This window comes from Polaromonas sp. CG_9.7 (assembly GCF_015752205.1).
Classification (GTDB): domain Bacteria; phylum Pseudomonadota; class Gammaproteobacteria; order Burkholderiales; family Burkholderiaceae_C; genus Polaromonas.
Genome location: NZ_JADOVG010000006.1, coordinates 15,675 through 33,536 on the forward strand (window position 1 = coordinate 15,675; position 17,862 = coordinate 33,536).

Sequence of the window (17,862 nt, forward strand, 5' to 3'; positions counted from 1 at the left end):
TGTTCACTGGTAGTGCGGCATTCCTGCACGTTAACAATGAAGCATTGCGCATTTTGATGAACAAAGCCTTTCGCACTGAGTGCGCGCAGCCTCTTCAGGCTTGCCTTATGGGAACCCGGTCAGACGTCCGGGAACGCGAACGGCTATAAAAACCCTCCGGGTCAAGTCGCTTTCCAGTTGCCGCTGGAGTACTGGGCTGACTTTGATCCCAGCACCTTGAAGATCCGGAATTGCCTCCTGTTCACGCCATGAATCTGACGCGGGCAGGGATTTTCGGGTAAGGCCTTTCCACCCGTTTGCATCTTCACGTTTTGCAAAAACGGGTGATTCAAGCACAACGCCTGCTCAACGTGGCGCTCAAAAACCGGCAGTTCAGCCACGCGCAACGGGTTGCCTGAACCAAGAAAAACTGCCTGTGGACTTGGCCGCTTTCGACTTGCCCGAGTTTTATCAGATCGCATGCTCAGCACCAATAGCTTGGCGAGGTGGAACATGACACTTGAGCACAGCTACCGAGCTGCCACATGATCCGCAACTTTAAAAGTCGGCTACCGCTTGGCGGCCGTTTTTTTTTAAACAGCAAAGTAATGAATGAATAACCGTAAAAACCACGACTCATAAAACCTTCAGCATTGCCAGTCACTAGAATAGAAAGCTGAAACCTGAAAATTCAAATTTAATAAGTTGTGTTATCAGTTTTCTTGGTTCGCGTTAGTGTGTCAATTGCGTTATTGAAAAAATTATTTTATCCTGATGAGCAGCATCACATACACTGCAAATTCATGATTAGTTTGGACTCGTCAATACGAGATCACTGAAATCATGATTGGTGAAGAATTCTGAATTTCTTTTTGTTAACCGGTCATGCATTTTCTGGAGTACTGCATGTTGTTCAAATTTATTAAATCAAAAATACTGGCAGTCGTCAGTGCTGGCGTCTCATTGGCTTTGGTTGCTGGCCAAGCCAGTGCTGCTTCCGGGGACGTATTAAAACCAGACGATTTCGTCGGAATCAGCTTCTGGCTTATTTCCATGGCGCTGGTTGCCGCAACGGTATTTTTCTTTTTAGAGCGTGACAGGGTCTCACCTAAGTGGAAAACATCACTTACGGTGTCTGGCCTGGTGACATTGGTTGCAGCAGTCCATTATTTTTACATGCGGGAAGTATGGGTGACCACAGGCTCAACGCCCACGGTGTTTCGCTACATCGATTGGTTAATCACAGTACCGTTGTTGATGATCGAGTTTTACCTGATCTTGTCAGCCATTGCCAAAGTGCCAGTTGGTGTTTTTTGGCGTCTGATGGTCGGCACACTGGTCATGTTGGTGGGTGGTTATTTGGGTGAAGCCGGTTATCTCAATACATGGATTGCCTTTGTCATCGGCATGGTAGGCTGGGCATATATTTTGTATGAAATTTTTGCTGGAGAAGCCAGCAAGATTAATGCTAAAAGTGCGCCTCCTTCTGTGCAATCTGCATTCAAGACCATGCGCTTGATCGTGACCTTTGGTTGGGCAATTTATCCGCTTGGCTACTTCTTTGGTTATCTAACCGGCAGCAGTCCGGAAAATAGTGTCAATGCCTTGAATATCATTTATAACTTGGCAGACGTGCTTAATAAAATTGCATTCGGTTTGATTATCTGGCAAGTTGCAGTAAGCGAAACCGAAAGTTCAAAGAAGTAATTGATGTGCCGGTCCCGGTTGACAGGCTTTTCATCAATATGAAAAGCCTGTCAAGAAAAATGAATACTTGCAGCTTTTTAATCTGGATCAATCATGCAAACTTGTATTGCAGTCCATCCAGCATTGGTGCCGGACCCACTTTTGCCTTTACTGATTGCAGTTGAGGAAATAATGCTTGGATCCATCAAATCCAAAGCAACTAATCTTTCAAAAGAAAAAAGGGGCGGTTCAAACGCTGCCGCCTACCATTTAAGTGCAGGGGGACAACGCGTCAGAGCAAAGATAGCCCTTCATGCAGGGCTTGCAGTGGGTTTGAGCACGGCAAATGCAATTGCTATTGCGGCAACTGTGGAACTGCTGCACAACGCGTCGTTAATACACGATGACATCCAGGATCGCGATGAGGTTCGGCGTGGTCAGCAAGCCGTGTGGGTTCGTTTCGGAGCGAATACGGCTATTTGCGCTGGAGATTTGCTGTTGTCCGCAGCCTACATGACGCTTTGTCAACTTGATGACTCACGGGCGTTGGCAAACATGATTTTACTGGTGCACGAACGTGTGGCCATGGCAATAGAAGGGCAAAGCGCTGACTTGACGGCTGGCAGGTCAACATTCGACGATGACGCAACAGCATTATTGCGATACCAGCAAATTGCAATGGCAAAGTCGGGTGCCTTGCTCGGCTTGCCCCTTGAACTGGTACTTCTGGCAGCAGGCCATCAAGACTACTTGCCGCAAGCCTTGCACGCAACCGAGGCTTTTGCGGTCGGCTATCAAATAGCGGATGATTTGCACGACTTCCAAGCCGATGTCTTCTCTGGCACTACAAAAAACGTATACAACATTATTTCGATTTTTAAAGAGACAAATTCCCTGGACGAATCTTTGAAGAAAGCAAGAATGATCGGGCTTGAAAAAATTGATCTTGCGATTGTGCTGGCGAAGCGTTTGCCGTACAACATTGGAGAATGTCTGGGGGACTACGCCCATCAGCTTCGCAATGTGTTGCTCGGCCTTAAATCAGAGGCAATGATCGGTGCCAACTGACAGCTTGAGATCTGATTTGCCAGCCGACACCAAGTGTCAAAATAGTGTTTCGACGGCAACTCGCGCAGCGGTTGTCGTCGGTGCAGGGTTTGGCGGCCTCGCCGCAGCAATACGTCTTGTAGCACGCGGTGTGAATACAACGGTGGTTGACCGGCTTGACAAGCCCGGTGGACGGGCTGCCGAGTTTGTTCGTCATGCTGAAGGGCTGACTTTTCGCTATGACGCCGGACCCACAGTGCTCACCGCACCTGTGCTGTTCAAGGAATTGTTCGCATTGCTAGGTGAGCGGCTTGAGGACCATGTCGAACTCATGCCTGTCAAGCCTTGGTATCAAATGCAATTTGCCGATGGTTCGCACTTGGACTACGGCGGCACGACTGAGCAAATTCAGGCAGAGATTGCCAAGTTTTCCCAAGCCGATGCCGCGGCTTATCCAGCCTATCTGGAGCACTCTAAAAAGCTTTTTGAAAAAGGTTATGAAGAACTGGGCACGCAGGCATTTTTAGGCTGGCGCGCCATGGCCAAGGCGCTGCCTGCCATGGCGAGATTACGAGCAGACCGCTCGGTTTACGCCCTGACGGCACGCTACTTCAAGCATGCTCACATTCGCAAAGCGTTCAGTATTCAGCCACTCCTGGTTGGCGGCAACCCGTTCGACACCACCAGTATTTACAGTTTGATTCACTACCTTGAACGCAAATGGGGCGTGTGGTTTGTTCGCGGTGGCATGGCAAGACTGGTTGACGCACTGGTAGCGCTTGCCACACGCCATGGCGTGCAGTTTTTATGGAACGCCGAAGTGGCGGCTATTGAGGTGAGCAGTGGCTTGGCGAGTTGCATACGCCTGCATGATGGCCGCACGGTTCATGCCGACACGGTGGTTTGTAATGCCGACCCAGGCTATGTGCTGACCCACTTGCTCCCCAGCCCTTACAAAAAAGTCGATGCCATAGACCGTAAACAATACTCCATGAGTTTGTTTGTCTGGTATTTCAGCACTGACGTTACCTACCCCGACGTTGCACACCACACAATTTTGTTTGGCCAAACCTACCGCGAGGTGCTCCACAAAATTTTTAACACGCTTGAATTGCCGGAAGATTTGAGCATCTACCTCCATCGTCCCAGTGCAACAGACCCCGCTTGCGCACCTACGGGCCATGACAGCTTTTATGCCTTGGTGCCTGTGCCCAACTTGCGGGGCAATATTGTTTGGGAAGACGTTGCAGAGACATTCAAGGCAGCACTGCAAGCCACCTTGGCGCAGCGCGCACTTCCGCATCTCGAACAGCACATCGTTGATGATTTTTACGTGACGCCCGAGTACTTTTCAAAAGAGTTGTTGTCGCCGTGGGGCGCGGGGTTTTCCATCACACCGACACTGATGCAGTCTGCGGGATTTCGCTTTCCCAACCGGTCAAAATCCATTCCGAATCTTTATTTTGTCGGCGCAGGCACCCATCCGGGTGCCGGCGTTCCCGGTGTCATGACTTCTGCCAAAGTGGTGGAGCGGTTGATGTTTGGATCTGTGCAATGACACCGCAAAACGTGATGGATCTGCATGCCAAATCTTTCTCATGGGCTGCCCGGTTTTTATTGCCCGAGGCGCGACGTGACGCCGCGCAACTCTATGCGTTTGCCCGATTGGCAGATGACCTGGCCGATGAAGAGGCACTGGGTCCGTGGGCCGAACGCATGGAACAGTTACAAGCCCTGGAAGGCAATGTGCTGGATCCCGGTGCTGGCAGCGAGCTGGGGCATCAAGTCGGCAAGATGCTGCTTTCAAAGAGGGTTGACGCCGAGGTGATTCGCAATTTCATGGACTGCCTGGTTCAAGACGCCAGCCCACGCTGTATTCAGACAACAGAAGAACTTTTACGATTTGCGTATGGCGCTGCAGGCACGGTGGGGCAAATGATGTGTCCCATTTTGGGCGCTGCCAGCAAAGGGCAACCGTATGCTACGGCTTTAGGCGTGGCAATGCAGCTGACCAATATTGCACGCGACGTGGTGGAAGACGCCGCGCGCGGGCGCTGCTACATCCCCTCGCAGTGGGGCGTGAACGCAGAAACGTTACGCGCACCAAAAAATCCGGCGCAAGCCCTCCAGAGCTTTTCGGCTATTCAAAAGCTGCTGAACCTGGCGGATGACTTCTACGCCTATTCACAACAAGGGCTGGGGTACATACCTTCTGGCAATCGGCGGGCTATCCGCGTCGCAGCGGCCCTGTACCGAGGCATTGGACAAAAGATTTTGACCGGTGGTGCAAACCGTTACTGGCTTGGCAGAGCATCGCTTGGAAGGTTAGAGAAAATAAGGTTGATCCTGGCTTGCTATGCAGGCGCAGATCAGTTTCCCAGCGCCGCGGTGAGAGATGTGGTGGGCCACGACTTGAAGCACCTGGCGCTGGTTCCGGGTTTTCCGGCCAACGTCTGACGGCCTCTCTGTGGCGTATGACATCGTCATTGTGGGAGGTGGCCTGAGTGGTTTGGCGCTGGCTGCTGAACTGGCGCAAGCTGAGTTTTCAATGCTGCGGGTGCTGGTGCTGGAACAGCGTAAAAGCTATGTTCGTGACCGTACATGGAGTTACTGGAAAACGCCGCACAGCGCCGCACATCGGTTTAGCCACTTGGAGCGACAGCAATGGAGCCAATGGTGTGTGCGGCAAGCCACAAGCACTCATCAAAAAGCGTCACCCACTGTCACAAAAGGCGGTGATGACGGCAAAGTGACATGCTATTGCACGCTCGATGGCGATGCCTTTTATTCAGCGGCGCAACACGTCATTTCGCAAAGCGGTCATGTTGAGTTGCGGTTGGGCACATCGGTGCGGCAAATAGTGGGTGGAGACACACCGAGCGTAGAAACCAGCGACGGCGAAGTGATACAGGCTGCATGGGTATTCGATGCCCGGCCGCCTGTAAAAACCATCGCGAACGGGTTGGTTCAACAATTTTCAGGGCATGAGATAACAACCAATAGCGATGTGTTCGACCCAAAAATGGTGGAGTTAATGCATTTTCAACCCAGCACCGACGGATTGCACTTTTTTTATGTGCTGCCCTACAGCCCGCGCAACGCCTTGATCGAGACAACCTGGATTTCCCCAGCCTCCTTCAAGCCGGATTTCGATGCTGAATTGCAGCAATTTATTGCAAGCTGTGTTGGATCGGCTGCCTATGAAGTGGTGTACCAGGAAAAAGGCTCGCTGAACCTGAACCAGACCCTGGCAAAAAATGCATTGCATGTAGCCTCTCTGGGCCGAGCCGCCGGGACCTTGCGCGCTTCAACCGGATACGCATTTTTAGAGACGCTGGCGCATGCAGTGCAAACAGCAACATCACTCAAAAGCCATGCCAGCATCGGCGATCTGAAAAATTGGATACCTGCGCCATTCAAGCGCGAGGCGCTGGACGAGTGGATGGACACGGTTTTTCTGACAGTGCTGGAGCGTGACTGGAGTCGAAGTTCATGGTACTTCATGCAACTTTTTGAGAAGCTTGATGCCGAGACGATGGTTGCGTTTTTAAGTGGCAATGCAAGTTGGCGGCAACGTTTGCTAGTGACCCGTGCACTGCCAACCCTGCCTTTTTCGGCGCAGGCGTTGTCATTGTTATTTAAGCATGCATCGAAATTATCGGGAGTCTCGCATTGATGCCCTCCCCGGTATTTTCCAAGCCCCCGCTTGTCCAGGTTGTGCTGACGGTGCTGGCCCTACTGGCTTTGGCAGCGATGCGTTACCTGGACCAAAACTTTGCGCGATCTGGGCTATGGCTGTTTGTGGGCCTGACCTTGACGGCGGGCTTTTTCCACGGTGCTCTCGATATCGTCTTGATGCAGCGCGAATTTACCGGCGCACGCCGCCTGGCTGGCGCTTTGGTTGCATATGTTGGAGCGGTCCTGCTGCTTGCCTTGGTTTGCGCACAAAGTGGCTGGTTGATGGTGCTGATATTGCTGGCCATGTCGGTTTGGCATTTTGGCGAACCGTATGGCCGATGGGGAATCGGCACGTCGAAACAAGGTGCGTGGGCGCAACGCGTGATGGCAGGCGGCGCACCTGTGATGCTGCCCGCACTGCTGTCGGTCCAAGCGCTGCAAGATGTTCTGCCAATGGCTGTTGGCCTGGACGCACCGTTGGCGTGGACGATCTGGCAAACCCTGGCCTGGCTGTGGCTGGGCCTGTGCGGATTGAGTCTTGCCGTATTACGCCAGGGGCTGTTTCGCAAACCGCTCTGGGCAGAAGTCGCCGGGGTTTTTGTACTCAATCTGGCGCTGTCACCGCTCATGGCTTTTTCAGTTTACTTTGGTGTACTTCACAGCGGTGCACACATTTTCAGGGTTGCCGCAAGGTACCGCCACGGCGCAGCAATCGAAAATGCAAACGGGATAAATATCAAGCTTGATGAACGCATCGGCAGGTCTATCGCCATCACCAGCCTGGCCACACTGCTGCTGCTGCTAACACTGGCCTGGTACCTGCAAAGTGCATCTATCGCTGCCGCTGAACCCCATAGTCTGCTCAACGGGTTGCTGATTGCGCTTACCGCAGTCACGCTACCGCACCTGGTGCTGGTCAGCCGCAACGCCCATTGGCTGACTGCGCAATCGTCTGCCTGATCAACCAAGGCATGACTCATGGTGTTCAGAGGCCTGATCAACAATTGTCGATGGCTGCGCTCATTCCTTCAGCATTTGATGACGCTACTTCCGAAACTTAAAACTGGTATTTTTCCGCACCCTGAAACGTGACGGGTTGGCACGAAGCGGCTGCACGTCCGACAAACTTCAACGTCAATGCGCGACGCCTGTTACTTCACTGCAGGCGCTGCAAAAGGTCTGGTGTCGGATAGCCGTCCGCCGGCAGCCCCAGGCTGCGCTGGTAGTTGCGAATGCCGTCGCGTGTGGCCGGGCCCATCACGCCGTCAGGCGTGCCGCTGTTAAAGCCGCGCGCATTCAGCGCCGTCTGCAGTGCCTGCAACTGGCTGCGCGCCATTGCCGGCATATCGCGCGGCCAGGGGGTCTGCACCGCAGGGCCGCCGGCGACTTGTTGCGCCAGCAGGCTGACGGCGAGCGCATAGCTGGTCGAGTTGTTGTAGCGCAGGATCGTGCGAAAGTTGGCGCCGACCAAAAAAGCCGGCCCGCGCGCACCGGCCGGGAGCATGACCGAGCTGTCGTTCAGTGCAGGCAATGGCGTGCGGTCCATCGATTGCACGCCTTCGTTGGCCCAGGCTGACGCGGGCTGCCGCACCCCGTCGTCGGCGCGCGCATAGTCGAAACCGGGCGGCAATGTCACCTCCAGCCCCCACGGCTGACCCGCCTTCCAGCCAGAGCTGGCCAGGAAGTTGGCGGTTGACGCCATCACATCGGGAATGCTTCCCCAGATGTCGCGCCGACCATCGCCATCGGCATCGACCGCATACGCCAGAAAGTTTGACGGCAAAAACTGCGTCTGGCCCATCGCGCCTGCCCATGACCCGATCATTTGCGCACGGTCAATGTCGCGGTTCTGCAAAATTTTCAAGGCGGCGAGCAACTGGCCCCGCGCCCACGCCTCGCGCCGGCCCTCGAAGCCAAGCGTCGCCAGGGCGTCGATGGTGGGAATGTCGCCGACGAAGCCGCCGTAATTGCTCTCCATCCCCCAGATCGCGACAATTGTTTCTGTCGACACACCGTAGCGCGCTGTCAGGGCATCGCTTTGGGGGCGCAGTTGAAGCAGCTTGTCCTGACCACGGGTGACTCGCTGCGGCGACACCGCACTGTCAAGGTAGTCCCACACCGTGCGGGTGAACTCCGGCTGCGACTGGTCCAGCTTGATCACACGCGGCACCAGGCGCACGCTGTCAAAGGCGCTGTGAAGCGTGGCCTCTTCGATGCCGGCTGCACGGGCAAAGGTGCTGAATTCGGCCACCCATTGGGCAAACTTCTGGTTCTCTGTTGGTTCGGTGGGTTCGGTTTGCGTCGCTGTGGCGGCGGCCGTCGAAGGGGCTGTCAGTGTTGGGGGGACTGAAGGCGTGGAAGCGCAACCCGCCATCGCAAAGATGGCCAGCAGGGCAGGCGCCAGCCTGTTGTGGCTTCGCGCAAGAAATCGGAATGGTATTTGCATTCCTGTCATTCTCGCTGCTGGATAAAGCCAGCTTGATTTCAAGGCCACAGCGCGCATGGCCTTGCTCCGTGCACGCCCGTACAGGCCGGCGGGTCGGCCCGCGATGCCGTTCCGCTGCGAGAGCCAATGCGACTGCTGCGCCCTTGTGATGACCTCCTGCAGGCGGGTCGACGCCGGGATTGTGTCGTGCGCCGCCTGCACCTTGCACCGCTGGACGAGTAATTTGGCGCGTCCTGACCAATGGCGCGCAGTGTGACTTCGGCCGTTCCAGAAGGAAAGCGCCGGCTTGAGGCACACTGTCGCCCTTGAAAAGTCATTCCCCGGTTTTTACACATGTTCCGTACCCTGGTTTTTTCACTGACGGTGCTCGTCAGCACTTCTGTTCTGGCGGGCACCGACTGCCCGCAGCACTTTGCCGCTGGCCAGCCGCCGGTCGTCACCAACCCCAAGTTCCAGCCGCGCACGCAGCCACTCTGCTTTCGGGCGTTTGCCGTGCTGCATTCGGGCTTGAGCCGCACGCCGCTGTATTCGGCCGAATACCTGACGCGCAAAAACTTGAAAAATGCGGCCAAGCTGTCGCGCAAGGATTCCTTTCATTCTGAAGACGCCTTGCCGGAACGCGACCGCGCTGAACTCAGCGACTACGAACGCTCGGGCTACGACCGGGGCCACATGGCGCCGAACGCCGACTTTGCCAACCGCAAGGCGCAGGCCGAGTCGTTTTCGCTGGCCAACATGGTGCCGCAGGTGCATGAGAGCAATGCCGGCGTCTGGGCCGGCATCGAGAGTGCAGCGCGCCAGCTGGCCATTGCCGAAGGCGATATTTATGTCATCTCCGGCCCGGCCTTCATTGGCAGCAATCTGAAGAAAATCGGCAATGTGCTGGTGCCCACGCACGTCTGGAAGGTGATTTACAGCCCGACACAGCAGCGCGCCGGGGCCTACCTGATCACCAACGACAACACCCGTGACTATGCAGTGGTCTCGGTTTCGAAACTGGAAAAGATGGTTGGCCTGAGCCTGCTGCCCGGCCTGCCGCAAAACGTTCGCGATGCCGGCATGGCGCTGCCCAAGCCCGAGCCCCGCCAGGACCGCAGAAAGAAAACCAGGCCGCAAGACGAATTTACACTGCGCGATTTCACCAGCCTGTTGATGGATGCCTTGACCCGCGCAATCAAACATTGAGGAAAAACGCAATGAACCACTTCAAACCCTATGCCAACGAAAGCGATGTGATCCGCATTGGCGCGCTGGAAATCGAGAACCGCACCGACCGCGTCTCACTCACCGGTGACGTGGTGCTGAGCCGGGACCAGGCCGGCCTCGCCTTGGCCAAAGAACTGCATACGCTGCTCGGCCAGGTCGTCAAGGCGCTGCAGGCGGAAGAAAAGCTCCCCCAAACCATTGAGGTCATGCCAGCGCAGGTTGTCAAAAACCCATTTTGAACGGCTTGCAACCGGACACGAATGCGATCTTGAAAGCCGATATTTTGGCGTTACCTTCACTCGGAACGCAGGTTCAATCCATTTTTTGAAAGCCGCACCATGAACCGCCCCTTGACCCGCGTGCCTGCCGCCCTGCAGGCAAAATTCAACGCCATCGCCCAAGCCACCGATGTGTTTTCCAACCAGCACCTGAAACATGAATGCCGGAAGCGCATCTGTTTGGCGAAGGACGGCGCATGAGCAAGAAAACCCTGCGCGCCGCGCTTGACCAAGCCCTGCTGCACGGCGCCGCCATGAGCGCTGCGCTGTGCACGGAAGTGCTGATGGACGCCGCTGGCGAACTGCAGACGTCGCTGCGCGAAGACGGCGACGACGCCTTGATTGCCCTGGTGGTTGAAGACAAGGAGGTTGCCATGCTGCTGATCGACAAGGCCGGCGTACGCTACCAAAACGAGGCCGCTCTTGGGCAGTTGCAGCAGATGTGGCGCCAGCACTACGCGACCAACATGCAAACCGTTCTGCCCTTGTTTGTAGACGACCTGCACCAGGGCATGCTGGCTGTCGCCGGGGTGCAATGGGTGCCTGCAACACCAGCCTGAAATACTATTAATTTAATAGCTGTTAACGCCCGTCCTGATTGCGCTGGAGGCTATTTTGGTTGAAATTTTTATGGCTGTTCATGTCGCTTTTCAGATCAACGCGCATGGCAAGTGTCGGTGCAGCCCTGCCTAGCCCGGCGTGCGCAAAGCCTGCCCCGCCGCAGGGCTGGCTGCCACGCTAGGCTCGAAGCGTTGCAGGACGTGGCAAGTCATGCCCTTGGCCAATTCTTCCTCGCCCAGAAAAACCGTTCCAATACCGTCATTGCGCAGCAGCTGCAACTCGTCCTCGCTGTGGGTGCGCAGCACGATTTCGATGGACGGGTTCAGTGCGCGGGCGGTGTCCACCATCTGGCGGACGTCCAGGGTGTCGGGCGTGGCCACCACCAGCATGGCGGCGTTGGCAATGTGCGCCTGGATCAGCACCGCCGGCTCGGCCGCATTGCCTGACACGGCGGCCATGCCCTGGCGGCGCAGGTCCTCGACCAGTTCCCGGTTCTGCTCGGCCACCACGAAGGGAATGCCGCGCCCCTGCAGCGCACCGGCAATGCGCCGCCCCACCCGGCCATAGCCCACCAGCACGACCTGCCCGTGCAGGAATTCGTCGTCGGTGCTGACCGGCAGCTCGGCATAAGGGTCGCCGCGCTGCTCCAGGCGTCGCGCCAGGTCGGAGTGCTCGAGCAGCCAGCGCTGCAATGGCGCAATGCCGGCGAACAGCAGCGGGTTGAGCGCTATCGAAATCAGTGCGCCCGCCAGCACCAGGCTCATGCCCTCGGCCGGCAGCAGGCCCAGCGACATGCCCAGGCCAGCCAAAATGAACGAGAACTCACCAATCTGCGCCAGGCTGGCGGCAACGGTCAGCGCGGTGTTGAGCGAATAGCGAAAAGCCAGCACCAGCACCAGCGCGGCCAGCGACTTGCCAACGATGATGATGGCCACCACGCCCAGCACGTGGACCGGTTCCTGCATCAGGATGGCCGGCTCGAACAGCATGCCGACCGACACAAAGAACAGCACCGAAAACGCATCGCGCAAGGGCAGCGATTCATGCGCCGCGCGGTGGCTGAACTCGGACTCGCGCATCACCATGCCGGCAAAAAAGGCGCCCAGCGCAAACGACACATTGAACAAGGCCGACGCGCCGTAGGCAATGCCGATGGCCGACGACACAACGGCCAGCGTGAACAGTTCGCGCGAGCCGGTGCCCGCCACCTGCCAGAGCATCCACGGCAGCGCACGCCGGCCGACGATCAGCATCAAGGCGATGAACGCCGACACGCCCAGCAGCGTCTGCCCGATGGTGCGCCACAGCGGCGCAGCGCCTTCGGCAACGGCCGCGCCGCCAAGCACGCCGGCCAGCGGCGGCAGCAGCACCAGCACCAGCACCGTGGCCAGGTCTTCGACCACCAGCCAGCCCACAGCAATGCGGCCGTTCATGGTGTCCAGCACGCCGCGCGCTTCGAGTGCCTTGAGCAGCACGACGGTGCTGGCGCACGACAGCGACAGCCCGAAGATCAGCCCGGCGCCCCAGCTCCAGTCCCAGCACCAGGCCATGCCCATGCCGAGCAGCGTGGCCAGCGTCATCTGCACCACCGCGCCGGGAACGGCAATGCGCCTGACCGCCATCAGGTCGCTCAGCGAAAAATGCAGCCCGACACCGAACATCAGCAGCATGACGCCGATTTCCGAGAGTTGCGAGGCGATCTGCACGTCGGCGACAAAGCCTGGCGTCGCCGGGCCGATGACGATGCCGGCGAGCAGGTAGCCGACCAGCGCCGGCACCTTCAGGCACTCGGCGATAAAGCCCAGGATCAGCGCCATGCCGAAGCCGGCGGTGATCGTGGTGATGAGGGGGATGTTGTGTTCCATGCGGTCGGGTGGGTTCCGATTTCAGTGGCCGGGTGCCGGTAGGACATGCCGGAGTTCTTCGGCTGTGAGCGGCTCGGCGGACAGGCGCAGATGGTCAATCACCTCGGCGGTGACTTCCGACGCATCGCCACGCCGCGCCTGCAGGCGTTCGCGCAGCACCTGCGGCGGCGCCTGGCAGTCGATGATCGAAAACGGCACGTCCAGTTCGCCGGCCAGCGCCAGTGCCTGTGCCCGCTCGGCGCGGTGCAGGAAAGCGGCGTCGAGAATGACCGGCCAGCCCGCCTTCAGCGCCGCCCGTGCCCGACTGAGCAGCGCCGCATAGGTGCGGGCCGTGACCTCCGGCTGGTACAGGTCCAGCCCGCTGGCGCGCGAATCGGCGAGCATGTCCAAGCCAAACAGGCGCTTGCGCTCCACATCCGAGCGCAGCCGGATGGCGCCCTCGCACTCAAGCAGCTTTTGTGACGCAAATGTCTTGCCCGAGCCCGGCAGGCCGTGGGTGACGAACAACCGGGGCTGGCCGGGCTGCGTCAGCGCCAGCGCGGTGTCCAGGTAACGGCGCGCAGCAGCTGCAGGGCCCGGGCCGTTCAGCTGTTCGACCTGTGCCCGCACCAGGGCGCGGTACAGCATCGAAAAGCGCAGCGCCGGCAGGCCGGCATGGTCGCCGGTGCCGTCCAGCCAGCGGTTGAGCAGCCGCCAGGCCAAGTCGGCCCGGCCACACGCCATGAAGTCCATCACCGCAAAGGCGATGTCGTCCAGCACATCGATCCAGCGCAGCGCCGGGTCAAACTCGATGCCGTCGAACGCCGCCACGCTGCCCGGCAGGCTGACCACGTTGTTCAAGTGCAAATCGCCGTGGCATTCGCGCACCCGGCCGGCATGGCGGCGCTCAGTCCACAGCGCTTGCAGCGTGGACGCTTCGGATTCGATCCAGTCGCGCAGCTTCGCCTGTTCGGCCGGTTGGGCCGCTGCCAGCGCGCCCTTGAGTGCTGCCCTCGCTGCCATGTGGCGTGTTGGGGCACTGGCGAAGGGCGTTGCGGGCGCGGCCGGCGCCTGGGTGTTGTGAAAATCGGCCAGCAGGTCGGCCAGAGCGTCCACGTCGAGGTGCGACAACGTTCCGGCTGCGAGTTGTTCGGCAAACAGCGCGCCTTTTGGAAAACGGCGCATATGTACCGCATATTCCAGCGCCGGGCCGCTGCCGTCCAGCTGCGGCGCTTGCGGGGTGCCGGTGATGCGCGCCAGGCACAGGTACAGCGAAGGCGCGAGCCGGCGGTTCAGCCGCAGTTCCTCTTCGCAAAAATGCCGGCGTGCCTGCAGCGCGCTGTAATCGACAAACGGCAAGCGCACCGATTTCTTGATCTTGTAGGCGCTGTCGCCGGCCAGCAGCACCCAGGAGATGTGGGTTTCGATCAGGTCGGCGCCCAGACTGCTGGCCAAGGTGCCGACCAGGACACGGGCCTGGTCAAGTAAATGGGTGTTGCGCATGGCCTGAAAGTTAGCACATGCGAACGACCGAATACATTCTGGAGCGGCGCATTTAGTTGCTAAGAATCGCCGTGCGCGTGGATTGTGCGTGCTCCTACGCTGGTATGCGCGTTTTCCGACAGGGGCTGCAAGCGCTGCCATGGGAATCTCTTCTTGTCCGGAAAATGCCGGTTCATGACAGCAATCACCACGAGGAAACCACCATGGCCACTTCAGCCGCCGCCAGAAAGACACCAACGGCCAGCACCAAGGCAACACCGGTCCGCGCGCCTGCCAAAGCCAAACGGCAAAAGGACGCATGCGACCTGCTCGATGCAGACCACAAGGCCGTCAAGGCGCTGTTCAAGGACTATGAAAGCCTGACCGAAAGCCGCAGCCGGTCTACCAGCAAAAAGCGCCAGCTGGCGGACCAGATCTGCAAGGAACTGACGGTTCACGCCACCATCGAGGAAGAAATTTTCTACCCGGCGGTGCGCAAGGCCATCAAGGACAACGACCTGATGAACGAAGCCACGGTGGAGCATGCCAGCGCCAAAGACCTGATCGCGCAGATCAAGGGCATGGAGGCATCCGATGACCTGTTCGATGCCAAGGTGACGGTCCTCGGCGAATACATCGATCACCACGTCAAGGAAGAGCGCACCGAGATGTTCACCAAGGCGCGCGCCAGCAAGCTGGACCTTGTGGGCCTGGCGGCGCAACTCAGGCAGCGCAAGGACGAACTGATGGCGCAGGAAGAACACAAAGTTGTCAAGCCGGTGGCCGAACTGGCTGCCGCCTATTGATCCCGTTGTCACCCTGACTCCGCCTTGACCCTGTTTTTTAACCACCCTGAAAGAAAAAAATGAGCATTCTCTGGACCATCATCATTGGCTTGGTTGTCGGCATCGTTGCCAAATTCCTGATGCCAGGCCGCGACCCGGGAGGCTTTGTCATCACCGCCATCATTGGCATCGTCGGCTCCGTGATCGCGACGTACCTGGGCCAGGCACTCGGGTTCTACCGGCCCGGCGAATCCGCCGGATTCATTGCTGCGGTCCTGGGCTCGATCATCCTGCTGTTCCTGTACCGCATGGTGACTGGCAGAAAAGCCTGAGCTTTGCGCATTTGCCTGAACTGCCCAGCGCGCTTCAGGCACAGGCCTTGAATTGAGTGGCGTGGTGGGCAGGCGACAATAGTGAAAATTTTCCTTTGGCTTTGTCATGAACCTGCCTGTTTCCACATCCCGTGCCCACACTTCTGCCCTGGTCCTGTTTTCAGGCGGGCAGGATTCCACCACGTGCCTGGCACAGGCCCTCAGTAAATACCAGCGCGTCGAGACCATTGCTTTCGACTATGGGCAGCGGCACCGGGTTGAGCTTGACGCACGGCTCAACGTGCTGCGTGAAATTAAAAACCAGTTTCCGGCATGGGCTGACAAGCTCGGTGAAGACCATCTGCTCGACCTGGCGGTGCTGGGCCAGGTCAGTGACTGCTCGCTGACGCGTGACGTCGCCTTCAAGATGGAAAGCTCGGGTTTGCCCAATACCTTCGTGCCGGGACGCAATCTGCTGTTCCTCACGCTGGCAGCGGCACTGGCGTACCGTCGCGACCTGCAGGTGCTGGTCACCGGCGTGTGCGAAACCGATTTTTCGGGCTACCCCGACTGCCGCGACGACACCATGAAGGCCATGCAACTCGCGCTGTCGCTGGGCATGGACAAGCGTTTTTTGATCGAAACCCCGCTGATGTGGATCGACAAGGCCGACACCTGGGCGCTGGCGCATTCGCTTGGCGAGCAAACCGGCCTGTCCGGTGGCGGCCAGGCGCTGGTGGACCTTATCATCGAGCATACCCATACGTGCTACCTCGGCGACCGCACGCACCGGCATGCGTGGGGCTACGGCTGTGGCGAGTGTCCGGCGTGCGAGTTGCGTGAAAACGGCTATGAGCGGTTTGAGTTGCAGGGTGCCGTGTAAAAAAGCGCAGGGTTTGCCCTTCAAGACAGCAGGGGCCGCAGGCGCAGGGGGCAATATCAAGCCCGTGCCAGTTCCTCGACCACGCAGCGCGTCACCACCGGCGGCCCGTCGCCAATGTGAAACGCCAGCTTGCGTTCGCGCAGTGCCACGTCGCTGGCGGTGACGCGGTCAAAACGCCGCAGGTGTTCGGTCCAGGATTCGTCAACAATTTGCTCTACAAAGCGCCCCGGCTGGTTCACGTCCCGCAGCAAATTCCATTCCAATGCCCCTTGGCGCAGTCGGCTGCGGCGGCTCATCCGCATGATCTTGTGAAAATCATCTGCCCGTGTCGGCTCGATCAGGTATTCGATCGTCACCACCATACGTCCGGTGCCGGGTGGCGCATGGACTACAGGCGTCTTGAAATCGTGCGAGGGCGTCAGGTCTTCCTCAATGCTCAGGTCGCGCACCCAGTACTGCGCCAGCAGCATGCTGACGGTACCGCTCACGGCGGCCACCAGCAGCGCGGTGGGCACATCGGTCACGGTCGCCACCTGGCCCCACAGCGCCGCGCCCAATGCGCTGGCACCCATGATGGCCATTTGGTACATCGACATGCCGCGTGCCCGCACCCAGTCGGGCAGCGCCAGTTGCGCCGATACGCTGAGGGCGTTGGCACAGGTGATCCAGGCCATGCCGTTGAGCAGCATGGCTGGCACGGCGACCCAGGCATTGGGCGCCAGCGCCATGGCGGCGGTGGACACCGACTGCAGCATGACCGAGCGCAGCACCAGCGTGTCGCGCGTCATCATCTGGCGCAGGCGGGGCAGGAACAGCGCGGCTGCGATGGCGCCTGAGCCCATGGACGCCAGCAGCAGCGTGAAGGTGCCCGCATCCCCGCCGTGCAAACCGCGCGCCACCAGCGGCAGCAGCGCCAGCAAGGCCGTCGAATGGAGGAAAAACAGCGCCACCCGCAGCAGCACCGCGCGCAGCCGGGTGGACTGGCTGACAAACTGCAGTCCGACGCGCATGGCGCTGACCAGGCGCTCGCGGCCCAGCGGGCTGGGCACATGCTCGCGGCGCCAGCGCATGATGACAAAGCCCGAAATGATGGACAGCACGGCATTCAGCACGAACACATATTCGGTGCCGGCGCTGGCAATCAGCGCACCGGCCACCAGCGGCCCGACGATACGCGACGCGTTCATCGAAATGCCGTTCAGCGCCAGCGCTGCCGGCAGCTGGCTGCGTGGCACCAGCTCGGGCACGATGGCCGAAAACACCGGCCAGCGCATTGCCAGGCCAATGCCGTTGGCAAAGGTCAGCGCCAGCAGCAGCGCCGGCGTCATGACGCCTGAAATGACGGCAATGCAGAGCAGCGTGGCCACGCCGGCGACCCAGAACTGCGTCATGATGAAATAGCGCCGCCGGTCCAGGATGTCGGCCAGCGCGCCACTGGGCAGGCCGAGCAAAAACACCGGCAGTGTCGAGGCCGACTGCACCAGCGCCACCCACAGCGGCGTGCTGGTCATCGAGGTCATCATCCAGGCGGCCGCCACGTCGTTCATCCACATGCAGATGTTGGCCGTCAGCCAGACGGTCCAGAGCATGCGGAACGCCGGCCGCTTGATGGGCCCCCAGGGCGAAAGGGAAGGGGCTTCGACAGGCAACGAGGGGGAAATGGCTTCTTCAGACAT

The 17,862-nt window shown here is 58.8% G+C and carries 18 protein-coding genes; 13 read left to right on the plus strand and 5 right to left on the minus strand.

Translation table 11 applies throughout. The features are described from left to right. Positions 1-161 precede the first annotated feature (161 nt). A complete protein-coding gene (locus IWX87_RS07670; RefSeq protein WP_196862945.1) occupies positions 162-494 on the minus strand; it encodes a hypothetical protein in 333 nt (110 codons plus the stop codon). Positions 495-885: 391 nt separating this feature from the next. On the opposite strand from IWX87_RS07670, the gene IWX87_RS07675 reads away from it, so the two are divergent. From IWX87_RS07675 to IWX87_RS07700, 6 genes are all read left to right on the plus strand, one after another. Continuing rightward, the gene (locus tag IWX87_RS07675) at positions 886-1,686 is read left to right on the plus strand and encodes a bacteriorhodopsin-like (RefSeq protein WP_196862946.1); all 801 of its coding nucleotides are present in this window, start codon (positions 886-888) and stop codon (positions 1,684-1,686) included. A gap of 93 nt (positions 1,687-1,779) precedes the next feature. Beyond that, complete coding sequence (locus IWX87_RS07680; protein WP_196862947.1) at positions 1,780-2,733, plus strand: polyprenyl synthetase family protein; 954 nt, start codon at positions 1,780-1,782, stop codon at positions 2,731-2,733. Positions 2,734-2,749: 16 nt separating this feature from the next. Next, positions 2,750-4,270, plus strand: a complete 1,521-nt coding sequence (crtI, locus tag IWX87_RS07685; protein ID WP_196862948.1) for a phytoene desaturase family protein — start codon at positions 2,750-2,752, stop codon at positions 4,268-4,270. Beyond that, the gene (locus tag IWX87_RS07690) at positions 4,267-5,169 is read left to right on the plus strand and encodes a phytoene/squalene synthase family protein (protein ID WP_196862949.1); all 903 of its coding nucleotides are present in this window, start codon (positions 4,267-4,269) and stop codon (positions 5,167-5,169) included. Before crtI ends, IWX87_RS07690 begins: the two co-directional genes overlap by 4 nt. A gap of 10 nt (positions 5,170-5,179) precedes the next feature. Continuing rightward, positions 5,180-6,388, plus strand: a complete 1,209-nt coding sequence (locus tag IWX87_RS07695; protein ID WP_196862950.1) for a lycopene cyclase family protein — start codon at positions 5,180-5,182, stop codon at positions 6,386-6,388. Next, the gene (locus IWX87_RS07700) at positions 6,388-7,350 is read left to right on the plus strand and encodes a Brp/Blh family beta-carotene 15,15'-dioxygenase (protein WP_231374684.1); all 963 of its coding nucleotides are present in this window, start codon (positions 6,388-6,390) and stop codon (positions 7,348-7,350) included. Before IWX87_RS07695 ends, IWX87_RS07700 begins: the two co-directional genes overlap by 1 nt. Before the next feature lie 196 nt (positions 7,351-7,546). On the opposite strand, the gene IWX87_RS07705 is transcribed toward IWX87_RS07700, so the two are convergent. Beyond that, positions 7,547-8,836: a lytic murein transglycosylase gene (locus tag IWX87_RS07705; protein ID WP_370583806.1), complete on the minus strand. Its 1,290-nt coding sequence runs from the start codon at positions 8,834-8,836 to the stop codon at positions 7,547-7,549. Positions 8,837-9,169: 333 nt separating this feature from the next. Here IWX87_RS07705 and IWX87_RS07710 point away from each other — a divergent pair, with 333 nt between their 5' ends. The 4 genes from IWX87_RS07710 to IWX87_RS07725 all read left to right on the plus strand — a co-directional run bounded on the left by IWX87_RS07710 (position 9,170) and on the right by IWX87_RS07725 (position 10,880). Beyond that, positions 9,170-10,021: a DNA/RNA non-specific endonuclease gene (locus IWX87_RS07710; RefSeq protein WP_196862952.1), complete on the plus strand. Its 852-nt coding sequence runs from the start codon at positions 9,170-9,172 to the stop codon at positions 10,019-10,021. An 11-nt stretch (positions 10,022-10,032) separates the two neighbouring features. Continuing rightward, entirely contained in the window at positions 10,033-10,281 is a 249-nt protein-coding gene (locus IWX87_RS07715; protein WP_196862953.1) for a hypothetical protein, read from the plus strand. 99 nt (positions 10,282-10,380) lie between these two features. After that, on the plus strand, positions 10,381-10,521 hold the full coding sequence (locus IWX87_RS07720; RefSeq protein WP_196862954.1) for a hypothetical protein: 141 nt from the start codon (positions 10,381-10,383) through the stop codon (positions 10,519-10,521). Then, positions 10,518-10,880 (plus strand): hypothetical protein, encoded by a 363-nt coding sequence (locus IWX87_RS07725; protein WP_196862955.1) that lies wholly within the window; start codon positions 10,518-10,520, stop codon positions 10,878-10,880. The genes IWX87_RS07720 and IWX87_RS07725 overlap by 4 nt, the downstream gene beginning before the upstream one ends. A gap of 129 nt (positions 10,881-11,009) precedes the next feature. On the opposite strand, the gene ybaL is transcribed toward IWX87_RS07725, so the two are convergent. Next, complete coding sequence (gene ybaL, locus IWX87_RS07730; RefSeq protein WP_196862956.1) at positions 11,010-12,746, minus strand: YbaL family putative K(+) efflux transporter; 1,737 nt, start codon at positions 12,744-12,746, stop codon at positions 11,010-11,012. Positions 12,747-12,767: 21 nt separating this feature from the next. Then, the gene (locus IWX87_RS07735; RefSeq protein WP_196862957.1) at positions 12,768-14,228 is read right to left on the minus strand and encodes a bifunctional aminoglycoside phosphotransferase/ATP-binding protein; all 1,461 of its coding nucleotides are present in this window, start codon (positions 14,226-14,228) and stop codon (positions 12,768-12,770) included. Between the two features lie 203 nt (positions 14,229-14,431). On the opposite strand from IWX87_RS07735, the gene IWX87_RS07740 reads away from it, so the two are divergent. The 3 genes from IWX87_RS07740 to queC all read left to right on the plus strand — a co-directional run bounded on the left by IWX87_RS07740 (position 14,432) and on the right by queC (position 16,186). Then, entirely contained in the window at positions 14,432-15,013 is a 582-nt protein-coding gene (locus tag IWX87_RS07740) for a hemerythrin domain-containing protein (RefSeq protein ID WP_196862958.1), read from the plus strand. A 59-nt stretch (positions 15,014-15,072) separates the two neighbouring features. Continuing rightward, positions 15,073-15,324, plus strand: a complete 252-nt coding sequence (locus IWX87_RS07745; RefSeq protein ID WP_196862959.1) for a GlsB/YeaQ/YmgE family stress response membrane protein — start codon at positions 15,073-15,075, stop codon at positions 15,322-15,324. A gap of 106 nt (positions 15,325-15,430) precedes the next feature. Then, a complete protein-coding gene (queC, locus tag IWX87_RS07750; protein ID WP_196862960.1) occupies positions 15,431-16,186 on the plus strand; it encodes a 7-cyano-7-deazaguanine synthase QueC in 756 nt (251 codons plus the stop codon). Positions 16,187-16,242: 56 nt separating this feature from the next. Here the strand turns inward: queC and IWX87_RS07755 are convergent, their stop codons facing one another. Further along, positions 16,243-17,862, minus strand: a complete 1,620-nt coding sequence (locus IWX87_RS07755; protein WP_196862961.1) for an MFS transporter — start codon at positions 17,860-17,862, stop codon at positions 16,243-16,245.

Excerpts from the sequence above, each read along its gene's own strand:
- IWX87_RS07670 (WP_196862945.1), bottom strand. The coding sequence starts at position 494 with ATGTTCCACCTCGCCAAGCTATTGGTGCTGAGCATGCGATCTGATAAA.
- IWX87_RS07675 (WP_196862946.1), top strand. The coding sequence starts at position 886 with ATGTTGTTCAAATTTATTAAATCAAAAATACTGGCAGTCGTCAGTGCT.
- IWX87_RS07680 (WP_196862947.1), top strand. The coding sequence starts at position 1,780 with ATGCAAACTTGTATTGCAGTCCATCCAGCATTGGTGCCGGACCCACTT.
- IWX87_RS07690 (WP_196862949.1), top strand. The coding sequence starts at position 4,267 with ATGACACCGCAAAACGTGATGGATCTGCATGCCAAATCTTTCTCATGG.
- IWX87_RS07700 (WP_231374684.1), top strand. The coding sequence starts at position 6,388 with ATGCCCTCCCCGGTATTTTCCAAGCCCCCGCTTGTCCAGGTTGTGCTG.
- IWX87_RS07705 (WP_370583806.1), bottom strand. The coding sequence starts at position 8,836 with ATGCAAATACCATTCCGATTTCTTGCGCGAAGCCACAACAGGCTGGCG.
- IWX87_RS07710 (WP_196862952.1), top strand. The coding sequence starts at position 9,170 with ATGTTCCGTACCCTGGTTTTTTCACTGACGGTGCTCGTCAGCACTTCT.
- IWX87_RS07715 (WP_196862953.1), top strand. The coding sequence starts at position 10,033 with ATGAACCACTTCAAACCCTATGCCAACGAAAGCGATGTGATCCGCATT.
- IWX87_RS07720 (WP_196862954.1), top strand. The coding sequence starts at position 10,381 with ATGAACCGCCCCTTGACCCGCGTGCCTGCCGCCCTGCAGGCAAAATTC.
- IWX87_RS07725 (WP_196862955.1), top strand. The coding sequence starts at position 10,518 with ATGAGCAAGAAAACCCTGCGCGCCGCGCTTGACCAAGCCCTGCTGCAC.
- ybaL (WP_196862956.1), bottom strand. The coding sequence starts at position 12,746 with ATGGAACACAACATCCCCCTCATCACCACGATCACCGCCGGCTTCGGC.
- IWX87_RS07735 (WP_196862957.1), bottom strand. The coding sequence starts at position 14,228 with ATGCGCAACACCCATTTACTTGACCAGGCCCGTGTCCTGGTCGGCACC.
- IWX87_RS07740 (WP_196862958.1), top strand. The coding sequence starts at position 14,432 with ATGGCCACTTCAGCCGCCGCCAGAAAGACACCAACGGCCAGCACCAAG.
- IWX87_RS07745 (WP_196862959.1), top strand. The coding sequence starts at position 15,073 with ATGAGCATTCTCTGGACCATCATCATTGGCTTGGTTGTCGGCATCGTT.
- queC (WP_196862960.1), top strand. The coding sequence starts at position 15,431 with ATGAACCTGCCTGTTTCCACATCCCGTGCCCACACTTCTGCCCTGGTC.
- IWX87_RS07755 (WP_196862961.1), bottom strand. The coding sequence starts at position 17,862 with ATGTCTGAAGAAGCCATTTCCCCCTCGTTGCCTGTCGAAGCCCCTTCC.